General features: G+C 59.2%; 21 protein-coding genes and 2 pseudogenes. 17 read left to right on the plus strand and 6 right to left on the minus strand.

What is annotated here, in order from left to right; translation table 11 throughout:
- The first annotated feature begins 290 nt into the window (after positions 1-290).
- The 4 genes from PMI27_RS02330 (at position 291) to PMI27_RS02315 (ending at position 8,766) form a co-directional block, all read left to right on the plus strand.
- Positions 291-2,084, plus strand: a complete 1,794-nt coding sequence (locus tag PMI27_RS02330) for a DUF1302 domain-containing protein (protein ID WP_008150667.1) — start codon at positions 291-293, stop codon at positions 2,082-2,084.
- 23 nt (positions 2,085-2,107) lie between these two features.
- Positions 2,108-3,475, plus strand: a complete 1,368-nt coding sequence (locus tag PMI27_RS02325) for a DUF1329 domain-containing protein (RefSeq protein ID WP_008150665.1) — start codon at positions 2,108-2,110, stop codon at positions 3,473-3,475.
- 140 nt (positions 3,476-3,615) lie between these two features.
- Entirely contained in the window at positions 3,616-6,171 is a 2,556-nt protein-coding gene (locus tag PMI27_RS02320; protein WP_008150664.1) for a LuxR C-terminal-related transcriptional regulator, read from the plus strand.
- Positions 6,172-6,360: 189 nt separating this feature from the next.
- A complete protein-coding gene (locus PMI27_RS02315) occupies positions 6,361-8,766 on the plus strand; it encodes a dermonecrotic toxin domain-containing protein (RefSeq protein WP_008150661.1) in 2,406 nt (801 codons plus the stop codon).
- Between the two features lie 79 nt (positions 8,767-8,845).
- Here PMI27_RS02315 and PMI27_RS02310 read toward each other — a convergent pair whose 3' ends face one another.
- Complete coding sequence (locus PMI27_RS02310; protein WP_008150657.1) at positions 8,846-9,643, minus strand: IclR family transcriptional regulator; 798 nt, start codon at positions 9,641-9,643, stop codon at positions 8,846-8,848.
- 164 nt (positions 9,644-9,807) lie between these two features.
- On the opposite strand from PMI27_RS02310, the gene hmgA reads away from it, so the two are divergent.
- From hmgA to maiA, 3 genes are read left to right on the plus strand one after another with little or no spacing between them, the layout of a single operon-like run.
- On the plus strand, positions 9,808-11,112 hold the full coding sequence (gene hmgA / locus PMI27_RS02305; RefSeq protein WP_008150656.1) for a homogentisate 1,2-dioxygenase: 1,305 nt from the start codon (positions 9,808-9,810) through the stop codon (positions 11,110-11,112).
- Positions 11,113-11,115: 3 nt separating this feature from the next.
- Complete coding sequence (gene fahA, locus PMI27_RS02300; RefSeq protein WP_008150654.1) at positions 11,116-12,420, plus strand: fumarylacetoacetase; 1,305 nt, start codon at positions 11,116-11,118, stop codon at positions 12,418-12,420.
- A 12-nt stretch (positions 12,421-12,432) separates the two neighbouring features.
- Positions 12,433-13,068 (plus strand): maleylacetoacetate isomerase, encoded by a 636-nt coding sequence (gene maiA, locus PMI27_RS02295; RefSeq protein WP_008150651.1) that lies wholly within the window; start codon positions 12,433-12,435, stop codon positions 13,066-13,068.
- A 131-nt stretch (positions 13,069-13,199) separates the two neighbouring features.
- Here maiA and PMI27_RS02290 read toward each other — a convergent pair whose 3' ends face one another.
- Positions 13,200-14,003, minus strand: a complete 804-nt coding sequence (locus PMI27_RS02290; protein WP_008150649.1) for a SirB1 family protein — start codon at positions 14,001-14,003, stop codon at positions 13,200-13,202.
- 183 nt (positions 14,004-14,186) lie between these two features.
- Between PMI27_RS02290 and PMI27_RS02285 the strand changes: the two genes are divergently transcribed.
- The 7 genes and pseudogenes from PMI27_RS02285 to PMI27_RS02265 all read left to right on the plus strand — a co-directional run bounded on the left by PMI27_RS02285 (position 14,187) and on the right by PMI27_RS02265 (position 19,782).
- A complete protein-coding gene (locus PMI27_RS02285) occupies positions 14,187-15,206 on the plus strand; it encodes a Glu/Leu/Phe/Val dehydrogenase family protein (protein ID WP_008150648.1) in 1,020 nt (339 codons plus the stop codon).
- A 115-nt stretch (positions 15,207-15,321) separates the two neighbouring features.
- Complete coding sequence (pdhA, locus tag PMI27_RS02280) at positions 15,322-16,416, plus strand: pyruvate dehydrogenase (acetyl-transferring) E1 component subunit alpha (protein ID WP_008150645.1); 1,095 nt, start codon at positions 15,322-15,324, stop codon at positions 16,414-16,416.
- Positions 16,409-17,395 carry an alpha-ketoacid dehydrogenase subunit beta gene (locus PMI27_RS02275; protein WP_008150643.1) on the plus strand — a complete coding sequence of 329 codons (987 nt, stop codon included), beginning with the start codon at positions 16,409-16,411 and terminating at the stop codon, positions 17,393-17,395. Before pdhA ends, PMI27_RS02275 begins: the two co-directional genes overlap by 8 nt.
- Positions 17,396-17,411: 16 nt before the next feature.
- Positions 17,412-18,512 (plus strand): dihydrolipoamide acetyltransferase family protein, encoded by a 1,101-nt coding sequence (locus PMI27_RS02270; RefSeq protein ID WP_008150641.1) that lies wholly within the window; start codon positions 17,412-17,414, stop codon positions 18,510-18,512.
- A gap of 94 nt (positions 18,513-18,606) precedes the next feature.
- Positions 18,607-18,789: a transposase gene (locus tag PMI27_RS32585; protein WP_081757448.1), complete on the plus strand. Its 183-nt coding sequence runs from the start codon at positions 18,607-18,609 to the stop codon at positions 18,787-18,789.
- Positions 18,790-18,970: 181 nt separating this feature from the next.
- Positions 18,971-19,168, plus strand: a pseudogene (locus tag PMI27_RS30845) (transposase domain-containing protein); the annotation flags it as partial.
- 8 nt (positions 19,169-19,176) lie between these two features.
- Positions 19,177-19,782 (plus strand): hypothetical protein, encoded by a 606-nt coding sequence (locus tag PMI27_RS02265; RefSeq protein ID WP_008150638.1) that lies wholly within the window; start codon positions 19,177-19,179, stop codon positions 19,780-19,782.
- A gap of 276 nt (positions 19,783-20,058) precedes the next feature.
- Here the strand turns inward: PMI27_RS02265 and PMI27_RS02260 are convergent.
- A pseudogene (locus tag PMI27_RS02260) lies at positions 20,059-20,313 on the minus strand (YebG family protein); the annotation flags it as partial.
- A 307-nt stretch (positions 20,314-20,620) separates the two neighbouring features.
- Between PMI27_RS02260 and PMI27_RS02255 the strand changes: the two are divergent.
- Positions 20,621-21,121: a phosphate-starvation-inducible protein PsiE gene (locus tag PMI27_RS02255; protein ID WP_008150634.1), complete on the plus strand. Its 501-nt coding sequence runs from the start codon at positions 20,621-20,623 to the stop codon at positions 21,119-21,121.
- Here the strand turns inward: PMI27_RS02255 and PMI27_RS02250 are convergent.
- From PMI27_RS02250 to PMI27_RS02240, 3 genes are all read right to left on the minus strand, one after another.
- Positions 21,118-21,435, minus strand: a complete 318-nt coding sequence (locus PMI27_RS02250) for a DUF3509 domain-containing protein (protein ID WP_008150633.1) — start codon at positions 21,433-21,435, stop codon at positions 21,118-21,120. The two genes, PMI27_RS02255 and PMI27_RS02250, sit on opposite strands and share 4 nt — an antisense overlap.
- Before the next feature lie 217 nt (positions 21,436-21,652).
- Positions 21,653-22,954, minus strand: coding sequence for a serine/threonine transporter (locus PMI27_RS02245; protein ID WP_008150631.1), 1,302 nt, complete (start codon positions 22,952-22,954; stop codon positions 21,653-21,655).
- 60 nt (positions 22,955-23,014) lie between these two features.
- Positions 23,015-24,391 (minus strand): L-serine ammonia-lyase, encoded by a 1,377-nt coding sequence (locus tag PMI27_RS02240; RefSeq protein WP_008150628.1) that lies wholly within the window; start codon positions 24,389-24,391, stop codon positions 23,015-23,017.
- Between the two features lie 135 nt (positions 24,392-24,526).
- Here PMI27_RS02240 and PMI27_RS02235 point away from each other — a divergent pair, with 135 nt between their 5' ends.
- Together PMI27_RS02235 and PMI27_RS02230 are read left to right on the plus strand one after the other, a co-directional pair.
- Entirely contained in the window at positions 24,527-25,474 is a 948-nt protein-coding gene (locus PMI27_RS02235) for a LysR substrate-binding domain-containing protein (RefSeq protein WP_008150625.1), read from the plus strand.
- Between the two features lie 213 nt (positions 25,475-25,687).
- The gene (locus PMI27_RS02230) at positions 25,688-26,095 is read left to right on the plus strand and encodes an HPF/RaiA family ribosome-associated protein (protein ID WP_008150614.1); all 408 of its coding nucleotides are present in this window, start codon (positions 25,688-25,690) and stop codon (positions 26,093-26,095) included.
- The last annotated feature ends 159 nt before the right edge of the window (positions 26,096-26,254 follow it).

Raw genomic sequence — 26,254 nt, forward strand, 5'->3', positions numbered from 1 at the left:
GGCCGTTTGCCGTGAAAGCCCGGCAAGAATAAGGCCTTGAGCCAAAAGGAAAAATAGCGATTCATGACATGAACTGTTGCAGCATGAGTAACAGTGCTGACAGACCCCTCCCACACGCCATGCGTCGCGTTGATAACCCCCCATCCAGCCCATCCATAACCGGCGCAAAACGCCGCCCCATGCGGGCATTCATCCTTTGGAGGTACACCGCGAATACCTCCTTGGTGCGCTTATCGCTCCCAACGTGCGGCAGTAGGGTGGGGCCTTCTGTCACTCACCGGGGAAGACGCATGACAAAAACAACAATGCGCGCCATCTTCACACCGCAAGCGCTCGCCGCTGCGGTTGCCTTGGGTTGCTGCGCCCAGGCGCAGGCTGTTTCATTCAACATCGGGGAAATCGAGGGGACCTTCGACTCTTCGCTGTCCGTCGGCGCGAGCTGGGGCATGCGTGATGCCGACAAGTCTCTAGTGGGCACGGTCAACGGTGGTACGGGCCAGTCTTCGACCGGGGATGACGGGCGGCTGAACTTCAAGAAGGGCGAAACCTTCTCCAAGATATTCAAGGGTATTCATGACCTCGAATTGAAGTACGGCGACACCGGGGTGTTCGTGCGGGGCAAGTACTGGTACGACTTCGAACTCAAGGACGAGGATCGCGAGTTCAAACCGATCAGTGACAGCGGCCGTAAAGAAGGCGCCAAGTCTTCCGGGGCGCAGTTGCTCGACGCCTTCGTCTATCACAACTATTCCATCGCCGATCTGCCGGGCACTGTGCGCGCCGGTAAGCAGGTGGTCAGTTGGGGTGAAAGTACCTTCATCGGCAACTCGATCAACAGCATCAACCCGATCGACGTTTCAGCGTTCCGCCGTCCTGGCGCCGAAATCAAGGAAGGCCTGATTCCGGTGAACATGCTGTTCGCCTCCCAAAGCCTGACCGACCAACTCTCGGTGGAAGGTTTCTATCAACTGGAGTGGGACCAGACTGTCGTCGACAACTGCGGCACCTTCTTCGGCAACGACGTGGTGGCAGACGGCTGCAACAAGAATTACACGGTTGCCAGCCCGGCGATCGCACCGTTGCAACCGATCGCTGCAGCGTTTGGCCAAGGCTTCGAAGTCAGTAGGGAAGGTGTGATCGTCCCGCGCGGAGGGGACCGCGATGCTCGCGATTCCGGGCAGTGGGGGACGGCGCTGCGCTGGCTCGGCGACGATACCGAGTACGGCCTGTACTTCATGAACTATCACAGCCGTAGCCCGACGGTCGGCACTACCACTGCCGGCCTGACAACGCTGGCACGGATCCCGGCCATCGTCGGTGCCGCCAACAGAATCGCGCCCGGTACCGGGTCGGCACTGGCTCAGAGTGTGATGCTCGGACGCGGCCAGTATTACCTTGAGTACCCGGAAGACATTCGTCTCTATGGCGCGAGCTTTTCCACCACCTTGTCTACCGGTACGGCGTGGACCGGCGAGATCAGCTATCGCCCCAACGCTCCGGTGCAAGTCAACACCAACGACCTGACCCTGGCCTTGCTCAACCCGATCGCAGGCGGCGCGGCATCGCCTATCGCCACCACGCCAGGTGCCGACAACAAAGGCTACCGCCGCAAGGAAGTGACCCAGGTCCAGAGCACCCTGACGCACTTTTTCGACCAAGTGCTGGGTGCCCAGCGGCTGACCCTGGTCGGTGAGGCGGCGGTGGTGCACGTCGGTGGCCTGGAGTCGCGAACCAAGCTGCGTTACGGCCGTGACTCGGTCTATGGCCAATACGGTTTTGGCGGCGATACCGACGGTTTCGTCACCTCGACTTCCTGGGGCTACCGCGCCCGGGCAATTCTCGATTACGCCAACGTGATCGGCGGGATCAACCTCAAGCCCAACCTGTCCTGGTCCCACGACGTCGCCGGCTACGGCCCCAACGGTCTGTTTAACGAAGGCGCCAAGGCCGTCAGCGTCGGCGTCGATGCCGACTACCGCAACACCTATACCGCGAGCCTCAGTTACACCGATTTCTTCGGCGGTGACTACAACACCCTGGAAGACCGCGACTTCCTGGCGCTGAGCTTCGGCGTGAACTTCTGATCTGGCTGAGAAGGATGAATTTGATGCGCAAGATGATTCTGCAATGCGGCGCCCTGGCCTTGAGTCTGCTGGCTGCCAACGTGATGGCGGCGGTCTCGCCGGAAGAAGCCAACAAGCTGGGCACCAGCCTCACGCCGGTGGGCGCCGAGAAGGCCGGCAATGCCGATGGCTCGATCCCGGCATGGACCGGTGGCATCCCGAAAAACGCTGGCGCAGTCGACAGCAAAGGTTTCCTGGCCGACCCGTTCGCCAGTGAAAAACCGCTGTTCACCATCACCGCCGCGACGGTCGACAAGTACAAGGACAAGCTCTCGGATGGCCAGGTAGCGATGTTCAAGCGCTACCCGGAAACCTACAAGATCCCAGTCTATCCGACCCACCGCACCGTGGCCCTACCCCCGGAGATTTACGAGTCGGCCAAGCGCAGCGCACTGAACGTGAACAGCATCAACGACGGTAACGGCCTGGCCAACTTCACCGGCAACCGCTACTACGCCTTCCCGATTCCGAAGACCGGCGTCGAAGTGCTGTGGAACCACATCACCCGCTATCACGGCGGCAACCTGCGCCGGATCATCACTCAGGTGACCCCGCAAACGAACGGCAGCTACACGCCGATCCGCTTCGAAGAAGAGATCGCCGTACCGCAACTGATGAAGGACCTGGACCCGGAAAAAGCCGCCAACGTGCTGACCTTCTTCAAGCAATCGGTGACGGCACCTGCGCGTCTGGCGGGTAACGTGTTGCTGGTGCACGAAACCCTCGATCAGGTGAAAGAGCCGCGTCTGGCGTGGATCTACAACGCCGGCCAGCGTCGTGTGCGTCGCGCACCGCAAGTGGCTTATGACGGGCCGGGTACTGCGGCGGACGGCCTGCGCACGTCCGACAACTTCGACATGTTCTCCGGCGCACCGGATCGCTACGACTGGAAACTGGTCGGCAAGAAGGAAATGTACATCCCTTACAACAGCTACAAACTCGACTCGCCGAGCCTCAAGTACGACGACATCGTCAAGGCTGGGCACATCAATCAGGACCTGACCCGTTATGAGTTACACCGGGTCTGGGAAGTGATCGGTACGGTCAAGCCGAGCGAACGGCATATCTACGCCAAACGCCACATGTACCTCGACGAAGACAGCTGGCAAGTGGCACTGGCGGACCACTACGACGGTCGCGGTCAGCTGTGGCGAGTAGCTGAGGGGCACGCTCAGTACTACTACGATCACCAGACTCCGGCCTACACCCTCGAAGCGCTCTACGACATCATTGCCGGCCGATACATTGCCCTGGGAATGAAGAACGAAGAGAAGCACAGTTTCGAATTCGGCTTCGAAGCCAAGGCTGCCGACTACACGCCATCGGCCTTGCGCGCCGAGGGCGTTCGGTAAGGGTTTTGATACATCGGCAGTACAAAAGGCGACCGGGTGGTCGCCTTTTTTATGGCTGCCAATCAGCGTGCTGAATACTTCTCAACAAGCGGGTTAGAGAGGGCTAGGGTTGCCGGACAATTATAAAAAGGCACGCCGCAATGACCGCCATGATCCCGTGTCTGGACCGTCCTGGATTCCTGCCCCGTCTGTCCACTCATCACCTGTCACGGGCTCGCTTGACCGAGCCGTTGTTGGCCTCCACGGCACGGGTGAAATTGCTCTGCGCGCCGGCCGGCAGTGGCAAGACAGCGCTGCTCGCCGAATGCCTGTTACAGGCCCCGCTGCAGTGCCGTGTGTTCTGGTTGCCATTGTCTGGCATGGCGGCGAGTGCGGCGGATTTTCGTCATCGTCTGGCAGAGACGCTGGGGCTGGCTTCGTCGAGTGAAACAGAGTTGCTGGGCTATCTGGCGCGATTGCAGACGCCGACCTGGCTGTTTCTCGATGACTATTGCCGCCTGCCAAACCCGGAGCTGGACCTGCTACTGGATCGCATGCTGGCGATCAGCAGTCCGATGCTGACCTGGTGGCTGGGTGCTCGCCGCCGGCCGCCCTGCAACTGGCCAAGGTTGCTGCTCGCCGATGAGTTGTACGAGTGCGAAAGCACTTCGCTGGCTTTCACGCCAGGTGAAGTCGAGCAGATAGTGCAGCCATGGGTACCGGAACAGACCAGCAAGGTGGCCAGGCGGATCATCCAGCGCACCGGCGGCTGGTGTGCCGGTGTGCGGATTGCATTGCTGCAGAAATGCGACTGGTCGCGTCAGGACAAACCCCAGGGACGGGCGGACACCTTGCTCGATTACCTGGAGCATGAGTTGTTCAGCTCGCTGACGCCTGAGTTGAGCGAGGCCTGGCGCGTGCTGGCCCACTTGCCCCGCTTCAATGCCCGGCTGTGCGATCACCTGTTCGGGGCCGGAGAGGGCGCTCAGTACTTGCGGACCTTGCAAACGCTGGGCTGTTTTATCGAACCGTGGGGGGACTCCACCGATTGGCTGCAGATATTCACCCCGTTCACACAGTTGTTGCGCGATGAGCAATGGCCGGCGGGACGCTCCTGGCATCGGCGTGCCTGCCAATGGTTCTGTACCGAACAGGACTGGAAATCGGCCTTCGAACAGGCCTTGCTCGCCGAGGAATACGAAGTGGCGGTCAGCCTGTTGCAGCACTTCAGTTTCGAGCATTTGTTCGAGGAGCAAACGGTGGTGCTGTTGTTGCGTTTGCATGAGCAGCAAGGCGAAGAACTGACGCTGGGCAGCCCGCAATTGGTCGGATTGATTACAGCTGCGCTGTTGTTCGCCGGACGTTTCGAACAGGCGACCGCCTGTATCGCGCATTTGGCGCATTTCACGCCTCAACCCTCGGCGGTGCTTCAGCGTCAACTGATTGCACGTTGGCAGGCCCTGCAGGGTTGGTTGCTGCATTTACAGGGACGAATGGAGGCTTCGCGCGCGCACTTTCTTGACGCGTTGAGCGCGCTCGATCCTGACTGTTGGACGGCGCGCCTGATGTGTTTGTCCGGTTTGACGCAACAGGCTTTGCTAAGGGGCGAACTCGACGTGGCGCAAGCCCACAACCGCGACGCGCTGTGCCTGGCGCGGGCGCAAGGTTCGCTGGTGTTCGAGGGCCTGATGGAGCTCGATCATGCGCAATGGCTGGAGCAGCGTGGCGCCCCGGCTCGCGCCGAGAGTTTGTTGTTCAACATACATGAACTGCTCTGCCAGCAGGCCGACCGGCCCGCGCCGTTGCTTGGACGTATCGCTTTGCGACGTGGGCGACTGGCGTTGACCATGGGCCAGGATGAACACGCACGCGAGTGCTTTCAGCGCGGTCTCGAGTTGTGTCTGCACAGTCACGACAAGCGTGTGTTATATGGATTTCTTGGTCTCGCGCAGCTGGCGGCCAATCAGGGTGATTACACCCAGGCGTTTATCCAATTGCGCGATGCTGAACGGCTGATGCAGCAGCGGCAAATTCCGGATACCGTCTATCGCGGCGTCCTGTTGCAAGTCAGCAGCCAGTTCTGGTTACAGCAGGGGCGACCGCAACTGGCCCATGAGGCACTGACGCGGGTACTGCGTCATTATTGTGGGCCGCAGGCTCGCCAGGCTCCCCCGGCAACACTGGAGCTTGTTCCGCGGATTGAGTGTCTGTTGATTCTGGCCGAGGTTTATCTGCAACAGCTCAGCAACGCCGCAGCGTTGCTTCAAACTCTGATCGACAATGCGCACGCTAACGGTATGTACGCCCTCGAAGCGGAGTTGCATCTGGCGCGGGCCGAAGTGATCTGGCTTCAGGGTGAATCGCATCTGGCCACTGCCGCTTTGCAAGAAGGGGAGCAAATGATCAGCCGTTGCCAAGGGCGGCAAGCGTGGCGCGAGTTGCAATTACGACAACCCCAGTGGCTACTTACATCTGCAGCGCAGGTGTCGATCACTGAACTGTCTGTTGAGGCTCACAGTTCCAGTCCCCTCAGTAAACGGGAACTTGAAGTTTTACAGTTGATCGCGCAGGGCAACTCCAATCAACAGATTGCCGATGTATTGTTCATCTCGTTACATACAGTAAAAACTCACGCCCGTAGAATTAATGGAAAGTTGGGGGTTGAGCGCAGAACGCAAGCTGTTGCGAAGGCTAAGTTATTGGGTGTGTGCGCGTAAAAGGTGTCTGTGTTTGATTTGCTTATATGTGTCTGCTCTTGTGTGTTTTTGTTTCCGGTAATAAGTTGTTCGCGTCTATAATATGTTGTGTTTTTTGAGTCGTGTTGCTTTGCATTGTTCTGGCGTAAGTTTTCGCTAAGTGCTTTGACACCCTGTCAGGCATAAACGTGTTAACAAAGGACGATGAATATGAACAGTTTGTTTAATGCAAAGGCGTTGATTGCCAACGCAACACCCTCGTGGCTGAACGGAATAGCTCAGGAAGATCGCGAACTCTATTTAGAGCATGAAGCATCGCTGGTGGCGAGGGAGAGTGAGTTGAAAAAACAGTTGGGGCACTTCAGCTCGCTCAAAGACTATGCCCGTAGTATCGTCAATCAGAACATTAAACTGGAGTTTGACCAGGACCGGGATGCCGATGAAATTGTGTGTAATGCCCGTTATACATTCCAGGTGGGAGGTCGGAAGATCGAGCAGGAAGATACTCGTACCCTGACCGAGCAGTTCATCTACGGCCTTTACGAGGAGGGGCAAAGGGCCGAACTCGTATTCAAGGGTGACGGACTTCCCGCCGAGCTGAATCAGCAATGGTTTGAAGAGATGATGAGCGCCGATGCCCGGGCTGCCTACGGTGCCCAGTTTCGTTCTCAGTATCAGCGTCAAGAAGTCATGCAAGCCTTGAAGAACGTCATGAGCCAGCGCCTGTTGCTGAGTGCGTTGGCTGCTAGCCATCAGAAGCACATTAACGAAGAAAGCTCCGCACGGATTGTCTCTGCCTTGTTCGGCGACCAGGCATTCACTATTGATGGCGTGCGCCTCATCGACAACACGCGTGCGCTTCAGCAGTTGATTCTGGTCGCAAGACGCGATGGTCAGGACGGTTTCTTGCTGTATGCGCCAGGCTCGCCAGGTGGACAGGACTGGTACGAATGCCAGAATTTGCAACATGTAGGCATACGGGTTGGCGAATGGACAATAGACGACAAAGGTCGGGACTACCTGACCTGGCAATCCCACAGTGTGGATCGAGAAGCCATTGCCACCTATCTGAAACAAGTCGAACGTCTGCCGAGTACCTGGAAAGGAGTGAGTCTGGTTGCATCGCCTTACAAAGGCGCTGAAGTACTGACCGCCACCATTGAAAACATTCGCGCCTGGCGAGTGGCCGAGGAAGAGTCCCGGACACCTTACGCTTATCGCGCGGCTTCCGACGCTCAACGCCAGGACTTTGCTCGCGCTCGGTGCGAACTCAAGGCTTTGCATGTCATTGCCACACGTGAGGGCGGTTTCATTCCCTACGGCAAGTTCTGCTTCGATCTGATTAAACAGCGAATCGAACAAGTTCTGGCTGAAAGGGGGGAGCGGGCAACGGTCAATCCTGATCGCATCTTTGTATCCGTCAGTCCGCAATTGGGCATGACGCTGACCGAACTGATCAGCACCGAAACGCACTTTTACGCCGATGAAAAACAGACGCCGTGGAGCTATCCGCGATTTACTCTGGAACATGATCATCCGCCGATCAGCGAACTTGATATCCGGGATATTGCCGGCTGGTCGCGTACGCTGCGCCCAGGCGAAAAGTACATCGAAATGCTGCGCTCGAAGCATTTGGATAGAAACCATCCCGAGGGTGCGTTTAAACGAGCGGTTCACCTTGAGCTCCAGCGCCGCCAAATGAAAGTAGGGGTAATGCAGGAGCGTTTTAACGGTCGTTTGACTGCCGAGCAGTATCGGCAACTGATGACTGTTATTGAAGACCTGGAAAAAATTGACACACGAACGATGAATCCCATGGGTGAACATCCGGGTGATGTTCGCTTCAGCGCCATGTTCAAGTTGTATTTGAAAGGAAAACTGGTGGTCGGTGTATTCGTTTTCCGATTGGTGATGGCTGATCGGATTGAGGAGTTCCTGTATACGCCTGACGCACCTGACGGCCGACTGATTCGTCCTCATTCGGAGTTTGTATCCGCCGTGAAGAAACTCAAGTTCGGCAACTATTTCTATAATCGGGTTCGTTTTAAGGATCAGCGGGTGGTGCATACGTACATCACAGATATGGAGGAAGCTGGCAACTTCAATGATGCCCCGGTTCTGGCACTCAACAGTCGCGTCAGAGACCTGGGCAGCAGTTATGACGATCTGATTTATCGCACGATTTTCGATGTCGATGAAAAGACCAAAAGCCTCGACGAAATCATCTTCAAGTTGGTGTTCGACGCGGTGCAGGCTGCAGCCACCGTTGTCAGCGTGGTGATTCCGCCGGTGGGCATTGCACTGAGTGTGGTGTTGTTCACCAAAAGTGTGCTGGAAGGTGCCGAAGCCTATAACGACGGGGATCGCGCCACTGCGGCAATGCATTTTCTGGATGCACTGATCGAACTGGGGTCGCTGGGTAAAGCCGCTTACAACAAGACCCAGCCAACCAAGTTGGTGAAGGACTTTATCGGATTGGCGGGTGATATGTATTCGGTTCAGAAGTTTTACAGCCAGGCGACCGGGCATCAGAGTTTGCCTTCACGGGCGCTCGAGGCCATTCAAGCTATTCTCGATGATCCACAAGCCCTCGACAGCAAAACTCGTCTGCTGTAACGGCTGAGACAAGATATCCCTCCCGTATATCGTCTGATGCATTACGTTGTTTAACTTTAAAAGTGTGCTGCACTAATCATTATGTCGATGAATCCGGGATCGGCTGATAGCCCATCCGCCAACTCACGGCCCGCGTCGCAGCCAACAACCGCTGCGCCGCCGGGCCGTTTTCATCGGCGTGAAACAATGATGCCGGGCCGACAATGGTCATCACCGCCGCAACATGCCCGACAGCATTGAATACCGGTGCCGACAACGCATCGACCCCCGGCATCAGCAAACCATGCACATGATGCAGACCGCGTTCGCGGATCTGTTCGCACAACGCCTTAAAGGCTTGATCGTCCGCCAGCGCATGTGAAGCGCTGCTTTGCAGTTCCTGCTCGCGCAAGTCCACGGTTTCACGCTTTGGCAGATAGGCGCCAAACACCAGCCCTGTGGACGAACTGAGCAACGGCAACACCGAACCCAACTGAGTCACCACCGTCACCGCGCGCACCGCCGGTTCGATGTGCACCACGGTCGCGCCTTGATTGCCCCACACCGCTATAAAGCAGGTTTCATTCAGATCGTCACGCAACTCGGCCAAGGGCAGGGCGCCGACTTTCAGCACGTCCATACTGTTGAGTGCTGCCAGCCCTACACGCAAGGCTTCGCGGCCCAGACCGTAATGGTTGGTGGCAGCATTCTGTTCAGCAAAACCGCTGGCGATCAGCGCCTGTAGATAGCGGTGAACCTTGCTCGCCGGCATCTGTACGTGTTCGGCCAGGCGCGACAGTGAAGTCGATGGCGACAACTCGGCCAGGGCCTTGAGGATGTCAGTGCCGACCTCGGCCGAGCGGACTTTCTGTTTATCGTTGCTGCGCGGCGTTTCCATGGAGGCGGTCTGATCCCGGGACGAATGGGCGTCTTTATAGCTTGACGGTCAATACCAATCAAATTACGTTAAGCGTAATCGAATTACGATAAAAATAACCCGGGCGTGCCCAGACCTCTTGAATGGAGCGACAGGCCATGCCTACTCCCTGTTCAGGAGGCTCCATGAACCTCGATTCAACGGCGCCCGAGCTGGCTTATCAGTCCGGCTTCGGTAACGAATTCAGCAGCGAAGCGTTGCCTGGCGCACTGCCCGTCGGCCAGAACTCCCCGCAAAAAGCCCCGTACGGTCTCTACACCGAACTGTTCTCCGGTACGGCGTTCACCATGGCCCGCAGCGAAGCGCGGCGCACCTGGATGTACCGTATTCAGCCGTCGGCCAATCACCCGGCGTTCGTCAAACTGGATCGGCAACTGGCCGGCGGGCCGTTGGGTGAAGTGACCCCCAATCGCCTGCGCTGGAATCCGCTGGATATACCGACCGAGCCAACCGATTTCATCGATGGGCTGGTGAGCATGGCTGCCAACTCCGGCGCGGAAAAACCGGCCGGGATCAGCATTTATACCTACCGCGCCAACCGTTCCATGGAGCGCGTGTTTTTCAACGCCGATGGTGAACTGCTGCTGGTACCGGAGCTGGGACGTCTGCGCATCGCAACGGAACTGGGCGTGCTGGAACTGGAGCCGCTGGAAATCGCCGTGCTGCCACGCGGCCTGAAATTTCGCGTTGAACTGCTCGATCCGCAAGCCCGCGGCTACATTGCCGAGAACCACGGCGCGCCACTGCGCCTGCCGGACCTGGGGCCGATCGGCAGCAACGGCCTGGCCAACGCGCGGGACTTCTTGGCCCCAGTCGCGCATTACGAAAACCTCAAGCAGCCGACCACGCTGGTGCAGAAATTCCTCGGCCAGTTGTGGGGCTGTGAGCTTGATCATTCGCCGCTAAACGTGGTCGCCTGGCACGGCAACAACGTGCCGTACAAATATGACCTGCGTCGTTTCAACACCATCGGCACGGTCAGTTTCGACCACCCGGATCCGTCGATCTTTACCGTCCTGACCTCGCCGACCAGCGTTCACGGTCAGGCCAATCTTGACTTCGTGATCTTCCCGCCACGCTGGATGGTCGCCGAGAAAACCTTCCGGCCACCGTGGTTCCACCGCAACCTGATGAACGAATTCATGGGCCTGATCAAGGGCGAGTACGACGCCAAAGCCGAAGGCTTCGTGCCCGGCGGCGCTTCCTTGCACAGCTGCATGAGCGCCCACGGCCCGGATGGTGAAACCTGCACCAAGGCGATCAACGCCGAACTCGCACCAGCGAAAATCGACAACACCATGGCCTTCATGTTCGAGACCAGCCAGGTGCTGCGCCCGAGCCGATTCGCCCTCGACTGCCCACAACTGCAAAACAACTACGATGCCTGCTGGGCCACGCTGCCCGCCACTTTCGACCCGACCCGGAGATAACCCATGACTCAGACTTCCATCACTCGTAGCTGGGTTGCCTCCGCCAACGGCCATGCTGATTTCCCTCTGCAGAACCTGCCGCTGGGCGTGTTCAGCGTGAAGGGGTCGGCACCGCGCAGTGGCGTGGCCATTGGCGAACATATCTTTGACCTGGAAGCTGCACTGGACGCCGGCCTATTCGATGGCGTCGCAAAAACTGCAGTCGAAGCCACCCGTGGCGGTCAGCTGAACGCGTTCTTCGAACTGGGCCGTGACGCTCGTGTTGCCCTGCGCGAACGCCTGCTGGAACTGTTCAAAGAAGGCAGCACCCTGCACGGCAAGATCGAAGCCCAAGGCGCAAAACTGCTGCCACTGGCGGCGAATTGCGAGATGCACCTGCCAGCGAAAATCAACGATTACACCGACTTCTACGTCGGCATCGAGCACGCGCAAAATGTCGGCAAACTGTTCCGTCCCGACAACCCGCTGCTGCCGAACTACAAGTACGTGCCGATCGGTTATCACGGCCGCGCTTCGACCATTCGCCCGTCGGGCACCGATGTTCGCCGTCCGAAAGGCCAGACGCTGCCAGCCGGCCAGACCGAGCCAACCTTTGGCCCGTGTGCACGTCTGGATTATGAGCTGGAACTGGGCATCTGGATCGGTCAGGGCAACGAGATGGGCGACTCGATCGCCATCGGTGATGCTGCCGATCACATCGCCGGTTTCTGCCTGCTCAACGACTGGTCGGCGCGAGATATTCAGGCTTGGGAATACCAGCCGCTGGGGCCGTTCCTGTCGAAGAGTTTCATCACCAGCATCTCGCCTTGGGTGGTGACGGCCGAAGCGCTGGAGCCGTTCCGTCGCGCTCAGCCGGCACGTCCGGAAGGCGATCCACAGCCACTGCCGTACCTGTTCGATAAACGCGATCAAGCGGCGGGTGCTTTCGACATCGAACTGGAAGTGCTGCTGCTCACCGAAGGCCTGCGCGAACAAAACCTGCCGGCCCATCGCCTGACCCTCAGCAATACCCAACACATGTACTGGACCGTGGCGCAATTGGTCGCGCACCACAGCGTCAACGGCTGCCAGTTGCAGGCCGGTGACCTGTTCGGTTCGGGCACGTTGTCGGGGCCGGAGAACGGTCAGTTCGGCAGCCTGCTGGAAATCACCGAGGGCGGTAAAAAGCCGATCGAACTCGCGTCTGGCGAGGTGCGTAAATTTCTTGAGGACGGCGACGAAATCATCCTGCGTGCCCGTTGCAACCGCGAGGGTTTTGCCTCCATCGGTTTCGGCGAGTGCCGCGGCAAAGTGCTGCCGGCACGCTAAGAGGATCGGGTCATGGAACTCTATACCTACTACCGTTCGACATCGTCCTATCGGGTGCGCATTGCGTTGGCGCTCAAGGGGCTGGATTACCAGGCGCTGCCGATCAACCTGATCGCGCCGCCAGGTGGTGAACATCGACAGCCGCCGTATCTGAGCATTAATCCACAAGGCCGGGTGCCGGCCTTGCGCACCGACGAAGGCGAACTGCTGATCCAGTCGCCGGCGATCATCGAATACCTGGAGGAACGTTATCCACAGGTGCCGCTGCTCTCCAAAGACCTCGCCGCGCGCGCCCATGAGCGTGGCGTGGCGGCAGTGATTGGTTGCGACGTGCATCCGCTGCACAACGTCAGCGTACTCAACAAGCTGCGGCAGTTGGGGCACGATGAACCGCAAGTGGTGGAGTGGATCGGGCACTGGATCAGCCAGGGATTGGCGACGGTGGAGCAGTTGATCGGCGATGAGGGTTATTGCTTTGGTCCGCAACCGGGACTGGCGGATGTTTACCTGATTCCACAGCTGTACGCGGCTGAGCGCTTCAGCATTTCACTTGAGGCGTATCCGCGGATTCGTCGAGTGGCGGCGTTGGCGGCGACGCATCCTGCGTTCATCAAGGCGCATCCGGCGAACCAGCCGGACACCCCATAAAGCCTCACACCGCCCCTTGTAGGAGCAAGGCTTGCCCGCGAAGAACGATAACGCGGTGATCCTGATGGACCGAGTCGCCTGCATCGCGAGCAAGGGCTAGGCGCCCCCCTGGCTCCTACAGGGGGCGGTGGTTAGTGGACGATGGAGTTAGGCGGCAAATGCCCCAATCGTTCAGTCAGGCGAATCCGCTGAATCGGGTCGTCACTGAGCAGCAGGGCATGCTCCAGGTCAAATCGCTCGGCGTTCGGGCAATCCAGCCGTTGATAGAGGCTGGCCCGGGCCAGGTAGTCGGAGGCACTGGCGTTGCCCAGTTCCAGCACTCGTTCGGCGTCGATCAGAGCGCCGATGTAGTCATCGTTAGAAAGGTGTAACTGACGCAGGTTGCGCGACAACCGCTGCAGCATTTGCACCGGTTCGGCGGTGAGCAAATGCTCGGCGCTGAGCTGCATGTTCGGGCCGTACTGGCGTTGCAGCAGTTCCCGGCAATCGTTGGGGTACAACCGACGCCCGCCGCAGGGGTCGAGCAGGTGATCGGCGCCCGGTACCCGCAGCAGGAAATGCCCGGGGAAGTTGACCCCAACCATGGGGATTTCCAGACCTCTGGCCAGTTCCAGGGCAATCAATCCCAGACTCAGCGGCTGCCCGCGTCTGCGTTCCAGCACTTTATTGACCAGCGCGACTTGCGGACGCAATGGCGTGGAGTCGTCCTGAGCGAATCCCAGGTCATTCATACGCCGTAACAACGGCTGGGCCAGTTCGCTCACCGGCAACATCGGCAAGCCACAACTGACCCGTTGTTGCAGGTCTTTGAAATCTTGCAGCACTGCCTCGGGATTGACCTCACTGTCGTGCTCGGCGGCAATCCACAGCGCCGCCTCGAACAGCGCGGGCGGTGAACGTTGCAGGCAGTCGAAAAAACGTTGGCGGGGGGTCATCAAAATCTCCGGGCAATGCCTCGTTTTAGCCCCGTCTCCGGCATTCGTCCAGTGCCGAACATAGGCGGTTACAGGTTATGCCCGAAAGTCTGCATGGCGGCCTCGCTTATTCCGGTGCGCTTCTGCAATTTTCGGGCGCAAGCCTATACTGGCGACTACAAGAAGTGATTCGGGAGCCCTACGATGTTCGCTCTCATGCAAAGCACTCGCCTTGAATCCCTGCATCTGAGCGTCGACTCGGTCACCGGGTTGAAGGCGGTCATTGCCATTCATAACAGCCGTCTGGGGCCTGCCCTGGGCGGGTGTCGTTACCTTGCCTATCCCAGCGACGAGTCCGCCGTCGAGGATGCGGTGCGCCTCGCCCAAGGCATGAGTTACAAGGCGGCGCTGGCCGGCCTGGCTCAGGGCGGCGGCGTGGCGGTGATTGTTCGCCCGGTCCATGTGGAAAACCGCGCCGCGCTATTCGAAGCCTTCGGGCGTTGCATCAATCTGCTCGACGGCCGCTACATCACCGCCATCGACAGTGGTACCTCGGTGGCGGACATGGATTGCATCGCCCAACAGACCCAGCACGTCACCAGCACCACCGCCGCGGGCGACCCTGCACCGCACGCGGCGATGGGCGTGTTCACCGGCATTCGTGCCACCGCCATGGCCCGGCTGGGCAGCGATAACCTCGAAGGCCTGCGAGTGGCGATTCAAGGGCTCGGCAATGTTGGCTATGCCCTCGCCGAACAACTGCACGCCGCCGGTGCCGAACTGCTGGTCAGCGACATCGATCACGGCAAAGTGCAATTGGCCATGGAGCAACTCGGCGCTCACCCGATCGCCAACGAGGCGCTGCTCAGCACCCCTTGCGACATTCTCGCGCCCTGCGGCCTCGGTGGCGTGCTCAACAGCCACAGCGTGACGCAACTGCGCTGCGCGGCGGTGGCGGGGTCGGCGAACAACCAACTGACCCATCTGGAAGTCGCCGATCAACTGGAGCGGCGGGGCATTCTGTATGCGCCGGATTACGTGATCAACTCCGGCGGGCTGATCTATGTTTCGCTCAAGCACCGCGGTGAAGAGCTATCGACCATCACCGCACACCTGTCGAAAATCAGCTCCCGGCTGACCGAAGTCTTCGCCCATGCCCAAGCGGAAAAACGCTCGCCGGCCCGAGTGGCTGACGAGTTGGCGGAGAAAGTGCTGTATCGATGAGCTTGAACCGATGAAGGAGTGAGGGCCTATCCGGCAGACTTGCTCCCAAGGCTTGGCGCCACAAGCGTCAGGCTTGACTGATGCACGCTGACGCGGCGTGCCAGGAGCCCCTGTGATGCCTCACAAGGTTGAGCTGCCTTACACCCGATTTTTATCCCCTGACGGCCAATTGCTCGGCGAACTTCCTGCCTGGGCCGACGATTTCAATTTGCTGACGCGCCTTTATCGGCAGATGGTCCTGACCCGCCTTTTCGATCAGAAAGCCGTCGCCCTGCAACGCACCGGGCGCATCGGCACTTATGCGCCGACGTTGGGCCAGGAAGCCATTGGCGTCGCCATCGGCAGCGTGATGCACGCTGAAGACGTGCTGATTCCGTATTACCGTGACACCGCCGTGCAGTTGATGCGCGGGGTGCGCATGGAAGAAATCCTCCTGTACTGGGGCGGTGACGAACGTGGCAGCGATTTTGCCGAACCGGCGGCGGCCCAGGACTTTCCGATCTGTGTGCCGATTGCCACCCAGGCCCTGCATGCCTGCGGCGTTGCCAGTGCATTCAAAATCCGCGGCGAACATCGGGTCGCCGTCACCACCTGCGGCGACGGCGCCACCAGCAAGGGCGATTTCCTCGAAGCCCTCAACGTCGCCGGTGCCTGGCAGTTGCCGGTGGTGTTCGTGGTCAATAACAACCAATGGGCGATCTCGGTGCCACGACGGATTCAGTGCGGCGCCCCGACCCTGGCACAGAAAGCGATCGGTGCCGGGTTCCACGGTGAGCAGGTCGACGGCAATGACATGCTCGCGGTTTACGACCGAGTACAAGCGGCCCTCGAAAGGGCGCGTCACGGTAAAGGCCCGGTGTTGCTGGAATGCCTGAGCTACCGCCTCGGCGACCACACCACCGCTGACGATGCCACACGCTACCGGTCGGCGGACGAGGTCAAGCAGGCCTGGCTCGAAGAGCCGGTCAAACGCCTGCAACGTTTCATGGTCGACCAGGGCGTGTGGGACGAAGGCCGCGAACAGGCGCTGATCAGCGAATGCCAGGGCTTGGTGCAGCGCGCTGTGGATAACTTCGAGGCAGCGGGTACTCAGGCGCCCGAATCGATCATGGATCACGTCTACGCCCAATGGCCGGCGTCCCTCGCCGGGCAGCGTGAAGAGTTGCTCGAACGGGCGGCGCGTCGCGCGGGAGATTCGAGCCATGAGTAACGGCAAAGTCACGTTGCTGGAAGCGGTGAACCTCGCGCTGCATAGGGCGATGAGCGAAGACGAGAACGTCATCGTCCTCGGTGAAGACGTCGGGGTGAACGGCGGCGTGTTTCGCGCCACCCAAGGGTTGCGCGACAGCTTTGGCTTCAAGCGAGTCATCGACTCGCCGCTGGCCGAAACCATGCTCGGCGGACTGGTGGTCGGCATGGCCGCTCAGGGTCTGAAACCGGTGGTGGAAATCCAGTTCATGGGTTTCATCTACGCCGCCATGGAACACCTGGTGTCCCACGCCAGCCGCATGCGTAATCGCACGCGCGGGCGGATCACGTGCCCGATGGTGATGCGCACACCGATGGGCGCAGGGATTCGTGCGCCGGAACATCACAGCGAAAGCACTGAAGCATTGTTCGCGCACATTCCAGGGCTGCGGGTGGTGATTCCGTCATCGCCGGCCCGGGCCTATGGCTTGTTGCTGGCGGCCATCGATGACCCGGACCCGGTGGTGTTCCTCGAACCGACCCGGCTCTATCGCATGAACCCGCAAGCTCTGTTGGACGATGGCAAGCGCCTGCCACTGGACATCTGTTTCACCCTGCGCGAAGGCAGCGACATCACGCTGATCAGTTGGGGTGCCAGTGTGATGGAAACCCTGCAAGCCGCCACCGCATTGGCCGAGCGGGGCGTCTCGGCGGAAGTGATCGATGTCGCGAGTATCAAGCCGCTGGACCTCGACACGATGGAAGCTTCGGTGCGCAAGACCGGTCGTTGCGTGATCGTTCATGAAGCGCCGCGCTCCTGTGGCGTCGGTGCGGAAATCGCCGCGAGCCTCTATGAGCGGGTGTTGCTGGAATTGCAGGCACCGATCCAGCGAGTCACGGCGCCGGACATTCCGCCGCCGCTGTATCGACTGGAGTCGCTGTACATGCCCAACGTCGAGGACATTCTTCAGGCCTGCGACAACGTTCTTCACTTCACCTGAACCCAAGGAGGCTGCGATGAAATACTTCAAACTGCCGGATCTGGGCGAAGGTTTGCAGGAGGCGGAAATCGTCCGCTGGCACGTTGCGGTCGGCGATACCGTCAAGGCCGATCAACTGCTGGTGTCGGTAGAAACCGCGAAAGCCTTGGTGGATATCCCCGCCCCCTACGACGGCGTGGTGGCAAAACTTTACGGCGGCGAGGGCGACATTGTTCACGTCGGTGAACCCTTGCTCGGCTACGAAGGCGAAGCCGATGCGGGCACCGTAGTGGGGCGACTCGAAGGTGGCGGCAGCAGTCAGGAGGACTCGTTTTTCATCGGGGCGGCCCCCTCGACCCGAGAGCATCTGGCGACTCGCGCCACGCCGGCCGTGCGACAACTGGCCCGGCAACTCGGCGTGGAGTTGAGCGGGTTGACGGGCTCAGGCCACGAAGGGCTGATCACCCGCACGGATGTGGAAAACGCGGCTCAAACTGAACTGGATCGCTTCGGCGGTGAACGGTTGCGCGGTGTACGGCGCAGCATGGCGCTGAACATGGCGCGGTCCCATGCGGAAGTCGTACCCGTGACAATTTTCGGTGACGCCGACCTGCATCGCTGGGGTCAGGCCCGCGAACCGCTGATTCGTCTCGCCAAAGCGATGGCGGCCGCGTGCGCCGTGGAACCGGTGCTCAACAGCGCCTTCGACGGCAAAAGCCTGTCGCTCAAGCAACACGAACGGCTCGACCTGGGCATCGCCGTGGACACCCCGGACGGCCTGTTTGTACCAGTGCTGCGCGATGTCGGTCACCGCACTCCGGCTGACTTGAAGGAAGGCGTCATGCGATTAAGGGCCGACGTGCAGGCTCGATCGATTCCGCCCAAGGAAATGATGGGTGCAACCCTGACGCTGTCGAATTTCGGCACTTTGTTCGGTCGCTACGCCAACCCGGTGGTGGTGCCGCCGCAAGTGGCGATCCTCGCCGCTGGCGCGATCCGTGACGAACCGGTCGCGGTCGATGGCGCGGTGGTGGTGCATCCGGTTTTGCCGCTGTCCCTGACTTTCGATCATCGTGTGGTCACGGGGGGCGAGGCGGCGCGCTTCTTCAAGGCGCTGGTCGAGGCGCTGGAACGTTAGCATCCGGCCAAATCACCCTCCGAACTCCAGCTTTAAGGACGATGGTGTCCGCGTATTTTAAGCGGGCGCGATCACCCTTATCGCCAGGGTTTTCATGCGCCTACGAAGCTCTTATCCCAAATCGTTCAAGGCCCAGGTTGTTCAGGATTGCCTGCAACCCGCAGCAACCATCTCCAGCGTTGCCATCAGCCACGGCATCAATGCCAACGTCATTCGCAAGTGGATGCCGCTCCACCGGGGTCAGCCAGCAGCATTCGGCATGCCCCGGAAGTCATAGTGGCTAGCGAGCAGCTTCAGGCTTTGTGCTGGGGCTGTCCAAGGCAGCGAGGCGGTGCGCTCGGCTCGATCACAGTGCTTTGACACCTTCCGGTAGCCCATCGGTTTATCGCCGCTGATCGCCCGTCTGGCACAATCAGAGGCATGACGTCCTCACGACCAGATGACTCCGGAACAGCTGAGTCCGACCGTGGGCACTTGCGCGCTCGAACTGATTGTTTGCCGGGTCGTTATGCAGCGGAAAATGGGCGGCGGCGATCATGAGCCTGATCCAGTCGGCGCGCATGAATGGGTATGGCCCGAATGCCTATCTTAAAAATGTGCTGATGCGGCTGCCGACACAGCGAGCAAGTGAGATCATGGCGCAATTAACGGAGTAGTCATAACGATGATATTGGTTGTTGAGGGTATCAGCGCCAGTGGGAAAACCACTTGGTGCGATAAGCATGGAGGGCAACATGTCATTCCTGAAAACGGCCGTTTTGAAAACGAGCCAGATCGGATAAAGGATCCGGTCGGAGCGGCAACTTTTTGGGCAGAGCGAAACGTGGATCGCTGGCAAACGGCGCTGGCCATGGAAGACATTTCTTCGTGGGCTTTGTGTGACAGTGACCCTCTCAAGCTCCACTACATTTGGAGTCTTTGGCAGATCGGCGAGGCGAGCGAACACGACTGGCGAACAGAGTTGGACGCTACAAGAGAAACGATCGCACAAGGACGTATTGGCTTTGCTGACTGTTACATTGTTGGCCGCATAGATCCTCAGCTCGCGCGCGAACGAGCCAAAGCAGACACCGCCCGCCGACGGAGTAGATTCGAGCTACACGTGCGCCTCCAGCAAGCTCTGCTGACCTGGTACTCAGCTATGAATGAAACGCTTCCCGGCAGAGTGCGATTCGGGTTCCCTTCAAAAATGCCCACCGTAGAAAACCTTGATGAAAGATACTCGGTAACGGCCTTTGATCAAATGATCGCATCTCTCCCCAAAAAATAATCCGCCCTCTTGCCGACAGGGATTTGAGAGGCTAATGCAGAGAACGTGAATTGACGTGAAAGCAATGTATAGGCGTATTAGCCAGCCGCTTTCGCTGGAACAACCCGAAGCCTGACTTTTCGCAGGCATGAAAAAGGCCCTGAGTCATTTGACTCAGGGCCTATTCAATTCGGGCGTTGCTTACTTGGCAGCCTTGGGCGCTTTAGCTGGCTTGGTCGGCTCAGCGACTTCAACAGGTGCAGGCGCCTCAACGGGGGCAGCCTTTTCAACGACTTCAGCAGGCGCGTTCAGCAGTTCGGACAGAGCATCCGGCTGACTCTTGAACGCCTTGGCGAACACATCGCGGTTCTTCGCCATGTAGATCCCGGCTTCTTCCACTTGCTGTTCGGTCAGGGACGGAACGGCTTTTTGCAACACTTCGGCCAGCAACTCGGCCAGTTCGAGCATTTTGTCATGACGGTCAGCTTCGGCTTTATCCATGAACAAGCGCTCCAGATCTCGGCTGCTGCGGTATACCACTTCGACGGCCATTCACCACCTCACATGCCTTCACATTAAATTGTCTGTTCGACCACTGTATTTATATACAGCGAAAAGGATAAGCGAATCCCTGCGCTTTGGGTAGTGGCTTTTTAATGTAGACCGAATTCAGGTGGTCTGCGCAAAACCTGTGGGAGCCGAGCTTGCTCGCGATGAGGCCCTCGAATCCAGCACAAAAGTGTCCAGTAGCAGCCCATCGCCATCTCACCCAACAGCCCCTGGCCTTTTTTCTGCATGCAGAACAAACGTCACGTCAAACCCGCATCATCCGCTCGAACCGAGCTAAGGAAGAATCATCGTGAAAATCAACTGGGCCGAGAACCTGCGGCAGAACGTGCATCAACTGGCCGAGTCCCTGGGCAACCTGTTCGTCGAGACCTTCCACTACCTGGCGCTGTTCGCCATCGGTGCAGTCACCGCGTGGGCGGCGGTGATGGAGTTTTTGCAGATGATCGAGGCGGGGCACATCAAGATCGATGACATCTTGCTGCTGTTCATCTACCTGGAACTGGGGGCGATGGTCGGGATTTACTTCAAGACCAACCACATGCCGGTGCGTTTCCTGATCTACGTGGCGATCACCGCGCTGACGCGACTGCTGATCTCCAACGTCTCGCACCACAACCCGCCGGATATCGGCATCATCTACCTGTGCGGCGGGATTCTGCTGCTGGCGTTCTCGATTCTGGTGGTGCGTTACGCTTCGTCGCAATTCCCTTCGGTGAAGATCGAACACCCGCAACGCAAGATCGGTGCGGGTTCCGGTGAGCATCCCGAAGTCGAGAAGGGCGAGCTTTAAAGCCGCATGGCTGGCCGGCTGTGGCCCTTGACGCGTGGCGGCGGCAGGTTGTGATTGTCGCCGTCGGTCATGGCTTCGAGGATGGCCACGGCGCTATGGCCCTGTTCGATAGCAATGCCGAACTGAATGCTTTGCACCAGGCGTTTGAGGCGCTGGGGGTCATTGCGTTGTTCGGCGCTGATCATCCGTTTGGCGACCACATGACCGCTGTTCGACAGGGTCAGCATGATGCTGCCATCCAGACCCTGAATGCTCAGGTTGATCTGATAATCCGCTGCAAAAGCATCGGTAATGAGCTGAAAAGGGTTGTCCATGATGCGTTACCGCCTGATTGAACGTGCAGTTGTTGACCCGCCGTGATCGGGATTAGTTCGCAACACCAGACCACCGGCACGTCGCTCGCTGAGGTTTTCAAAAGTCCTTTTGCCTCTGGAGGGTCAAAGCAAGGGGCATGCCGGAAAAATTGTCGAACAATAGACACGGCAAAAAAGAGGCGGGCACTACAGCCCGCCTTCTTTTTGCCTGCCCGTTTCAGGGCATGAATGAGTAGATGATCGCAGACAGTGCAATCAAACCGATCAGCACCACGAACACGTTCGAGGCCTGCCCCGAATACTGGCGCAAGGCTGGCACTCGACGGATGGCGTACATCGGCATCAGGAACAACAGGCACGCGATGATCGGCCCGCCGAGGGTTTCGATCATGCCGAGGATGCTCGGGTTGAAGGTCGCCACGGCCCAGCAACTGAGGATCATGAACAACGCGGTCACGCGGTTCAGCCAGCTCGTTGACATCACCCGGCCACGGCCGCGCAGGCTTTTCACGATCAGGCCCTGAAAGCCTTCACTGGCGCCGATGTAATGGCCGAGGAAGGACTTGGTGATCGCCACCAGCGCAATCAGCGGCGCGGCGTAAGCGATGACCGGCGTCTGGAAGTGGTTGGCCAGGTACGACAGGATCGAGATGTTCTGCGCCTTGGCAGCTGCCAAATCCGCCGGTGACAAGGCCAGCACGCAGCTGAAGCAGAAGAACATCACCGTCACCACCATCATCGCGTGGGCGATGGCGAGGATGCCGCTGCTTTTGCGTTCGGCCTGGTCGCCGTAACGCTGTTTCTGATCGACGGAGAAGGCGGAGATGATCGGCGAATGGTTGAACGAAAACACCATCACCGGAATCGCCAGCCACAAGGTCTTGAAGAACAGCGGCATCGGCATGCCTTCACTGGCGGTGGCGAAGAACGCGCCGTTCCAGTTCGGGATCAGGCTCAAACCGAGCAGCAGCAACGCCGCAACGAACGGATAAACCAGCACGCTCATGCATTTGACGATGACGCCCTGACCGCAACGGACGATGGCCATCAGGCCGAGGATCAGCGCCAGCGACAGAATCGCCCGTGGTGGCGGGGCGATGTGCAACTGATGCTCCATGAAGCTGCTCAAGGTATTGGTCAGCGCCACGCTGTACACCAGCAGAATCGGGAAGATCGCAAAGAAATACAGCAGCGTGATCAGCTTGCCGGCACCGATGCCGAAGTGTTCTTCCACCACTTCGGTGATGTCCCCGGAACGCCCGGACAGCACGAAGCGGGTCAGGCCGCGGTGGGCGAAAAAGGTCATCGGAAAAGCCAGCACTGCCAGGATCAGCAACGGCCAGAAACCGCCTACGCCGGCGTTGATCGGCAGGAACAGCGTGCCGGCGCCGATGGCGGTGCCATAAAGGCCAAGCATCCAGGTGGTGTCGTGTTTACTCCAGCCCTTGTGGGTTGTTTCGCTAATGCGTGTCAGGTCTACAGCAGGATTATCGGCAGCAGGTGTACGTACATCGGTCATCGTTTGGCCTCGTTATTGTTCTTGCTCGGGCTCACGTGTTACAGGCGTCGGGAATGCTCCTCAGCACTCCACCCAGCTAACAGCCAGGCCGCCCCGTGAAGTCTCTTTGTATTTGTCGTGCATGTCGGCGCCGGTGTCGCGCATGGTGCGGATGACCCGGTCCAGGGAAATGAAGTGTTTGCCGTCGCCGCGCAGGGCCATTTGCGTAGCGTTGATCGCCTTCACGGCGGCGATGGCGTTGCGCTCGATGCACGGCACTTGCACCAGGCCGCCGACCGGGTCGCAGGTCAGGCCGAGGTTGTGTTCCAGGCCGATTTCGGCGGCGTTTTCCAGTTGCTCGGGCGTGGCGCCAAGCACGTCCGCCAGCCCGGCGGCGGCCATGGCGCAGGCGGAGCCGACTTCGCCCTGGCAGCCAACTTCGGCGCCGGAGATAGACGCGTTTTTCTTGCAGAGGATTCCTACGGCCGCAGCGCCCAAGAAGAACGCCACCACGTCATCGTCCGACGCGTCCGGGTTGAATTTCATGTAGTAATGCAGCACCGCCGGAATGATCCCCGCCGCGCCGTTGGTCGGCGCCGTGACCATGCGCCCACCCGCTGCGTTTTCCTCGTTCACGGCGAGGGCAAACAGGTTCACCCACTCCATGGCCGATAGCGTGGAGGTGATGACATTCGGCTTGCCGATTTCCAACAGGCTGCGGTGCAATTTCGCCGCGCGACGGGGAACATTCAGACCGCCGGGCAGGATGCCTTCATGGCGCAGCCCTTGCTCGACGCATTCGCGCATCACCGACCAAATGTGCAGCAGGCCCTGACGGATTTCGGTTTCGCTGCGCCAGGCCAATTCGTTGGCCATCATCAATTCGGAAACGCGCAGACCGTGCAGGTTGCAGAGCTTGAGCAGTTCGGCGGCGCTGGAAAAATCGTACGGCAGCACCACGTCGCTGGTGGGCGCGATGCCGGACTCGGCTTCGGCCGCTTCGATGATGAAACCGCCACCGATCGAGTAGTACGTTTGCTCCGATAGCTCACCAGTTTCGCCGAAGGCTGTCAGCGACATTGCATTGGGGTGGTAGGGCAGGCTCTCGTCGAGCAGCAGGAGGTCGCGTTGCCAGTTGAAGGCGATGGTGGTTTTGCCTGCCAGAGACAGTTCGCCGGTTTCGCGCAGGGTCTGGATACGGCTGTCGATAGACGTGGGATCGATGCTGTCCGGCCACTCGCCCATCAGGCCCATGACGCAGGCACGGTCGGTGGCGTGACCGACGCCGGTCGCCGACAGCGAGCCATAAAGCCGGATTTCTACGCGCCGTACGTCGGCCAGCAAATGTTGGTCAATCAGGGCTTGGGCGAAGGTCGCGGCGGCGCGCATCGGGCCGACGGTATGGGAACTGGACGGACCGATGCCGACTTTGAAGAGATCGAAAACACTGATAGCCATGCTAAAGCCTATACAAGCAATGGAAGAGAAATCGCTGCCATTTTTGTAGGACAAGCGCAATGTCGGCGATACTGCCTACCTCGGTCCTACGTGACCAACGAAACTTTCTAAGACAGCCTTTAGCAGGACTAAACAATGAGTCGCCAATTGCACGCCCAGACTTACGTCTGGCTGCACGTGTTTTCCTGTGCCGCGCGGCACTTGTCGTTCACCCGTTGCGCCGAAGAACTGCACATCACGCCGGGTGCGGTCAGTCAGCAAATCCGACAGCTGGAAGAGCGGCTGGGTTTTCGCCTGTTTCATCGTCGCGCTCGGGGCGTGGAACTGAGCGCCGAGGGCCAGCGACTGGCCATCACGGTCAACGAGGCTTACGGCAGCATCGATGCGGAATTGCGACGACTGGACGCCGGGATGATCAGTGGGATTTTGCGGGTGCGTTCGATTCCATCGTTCCTGAGCAAGTGGTTGACCCCCCGTCTGCCTCGTTTGCAGCAGCGCTTTCCGGACATTCAATTACGCCTGGTGGCCGAGGACAGCAGCGTGCCATTGCACGAAGGCGACTTCGATTTGGCCATCGACCTGAATGACGGCAGCTATCCCGGGTTGTTATCCACAACCTTGCTCGACGAACAGATCTTCCCGGTCTGTGCCCCAAGCCTGCTGCGCGGCCGGCCGCCGCTGCATGGCCCGGCGGACCTGATGCATTTCCCGTTGCTGCACGACATTACCGCCTGGCGCGGCAGTTACGAGTACGCGGAATGGGAGTTTTACCTGAACGCCATCGGCTTCGAAGGTGCGGACGTGCGGCGCGGGCACACCTTCAATCGCAATCACCTGACCATCGAAGCGGCGATTGCCGGGATGGGCGTGGCGATTGCTCGGCGAACCTTGCTCAATGACGAGTTGGAGCGGGGGACGTTGATCGTGCCGTTTGGCCTGGCGGTACCCAATCACAAGCGTTACGTGCTGCTCTATGCGCCTGGGGCGCTGAGCCATCCGGGCGTGCGTGCGGTGCATGACTGGCTGGTGGAAGAGGCGGGGATATTTCGAAGCCTGCATCCGCTGGCGGAGCGGCAGATGTGAGTAATTGTGACAAAAGAGTCCGGCGATCCAACTCCCGACCTTAACAGCGCTTTTGCTCCTTGTCCGGCTTTTTTTGCGAATCAAAATTTATCTTTTTTTAGGGGTTGAATTGTTCTGCGAGCAGACCGATTGTGTAAGCAAGAGGTCGCGGTGATGACGCCCAAGGGCCAGCCGAAGGGCCTCTCGCGAGCTAGCTGAAATAAGGGATGAACTATGCAAATCCAAGTCAACAGCGATAACCATATTCAAAGCAGCATCCGACTGGAGGAGTGGGTACGTACTACCATTGAGAGCACGCTCGAACGTTATGAAGAGGACCTGACACGCGTCGAGGTTCATCTGCGGGACGAGAACGGCGACAAGCCCGGTCCCCATGACATGCGCTGTCAGCTGGAAGCGCGGCCAAAAGGCCACCAACCGATTTCTGTCACCCATAAAGCCGCAAACCTGGAACTGGCGATCGACGGCGCGGCCGAAAAACTTGAACATGCACTTGAGCACCTGTTCGGCAAACTGCGGGGCAAACCACGTGCCGCTGTGGTGCCGTTCGAGAGAGTCGCAGCCGATGCGCTGCTGGAAGACGAGTTTCTCGAGAACGAACAGGCTGCGCAAAACGGCTGATATCTGATTAGGTTTTTACCTTCCACCACTGACAAACGGGTCTGCTTATGCAGGCCCGTTTTTGTTTGTGGATTCACCCAATCCCTGGCTCCATGATTACCTGTGGCGAGGGGATTTATCCCCGTTGGGCTGCGAAGCGGCCCTCTGCATTCTTCCTGA

Source organism: Pseudomonas sp. GM41(2012), assembly GCF_000282315.2.
GTDB lineage: Bacteria > Pseudomonadota > Gammaproteobacteria > Pseudomonadales > Pseudomonadaceae > Aquipseudomonas.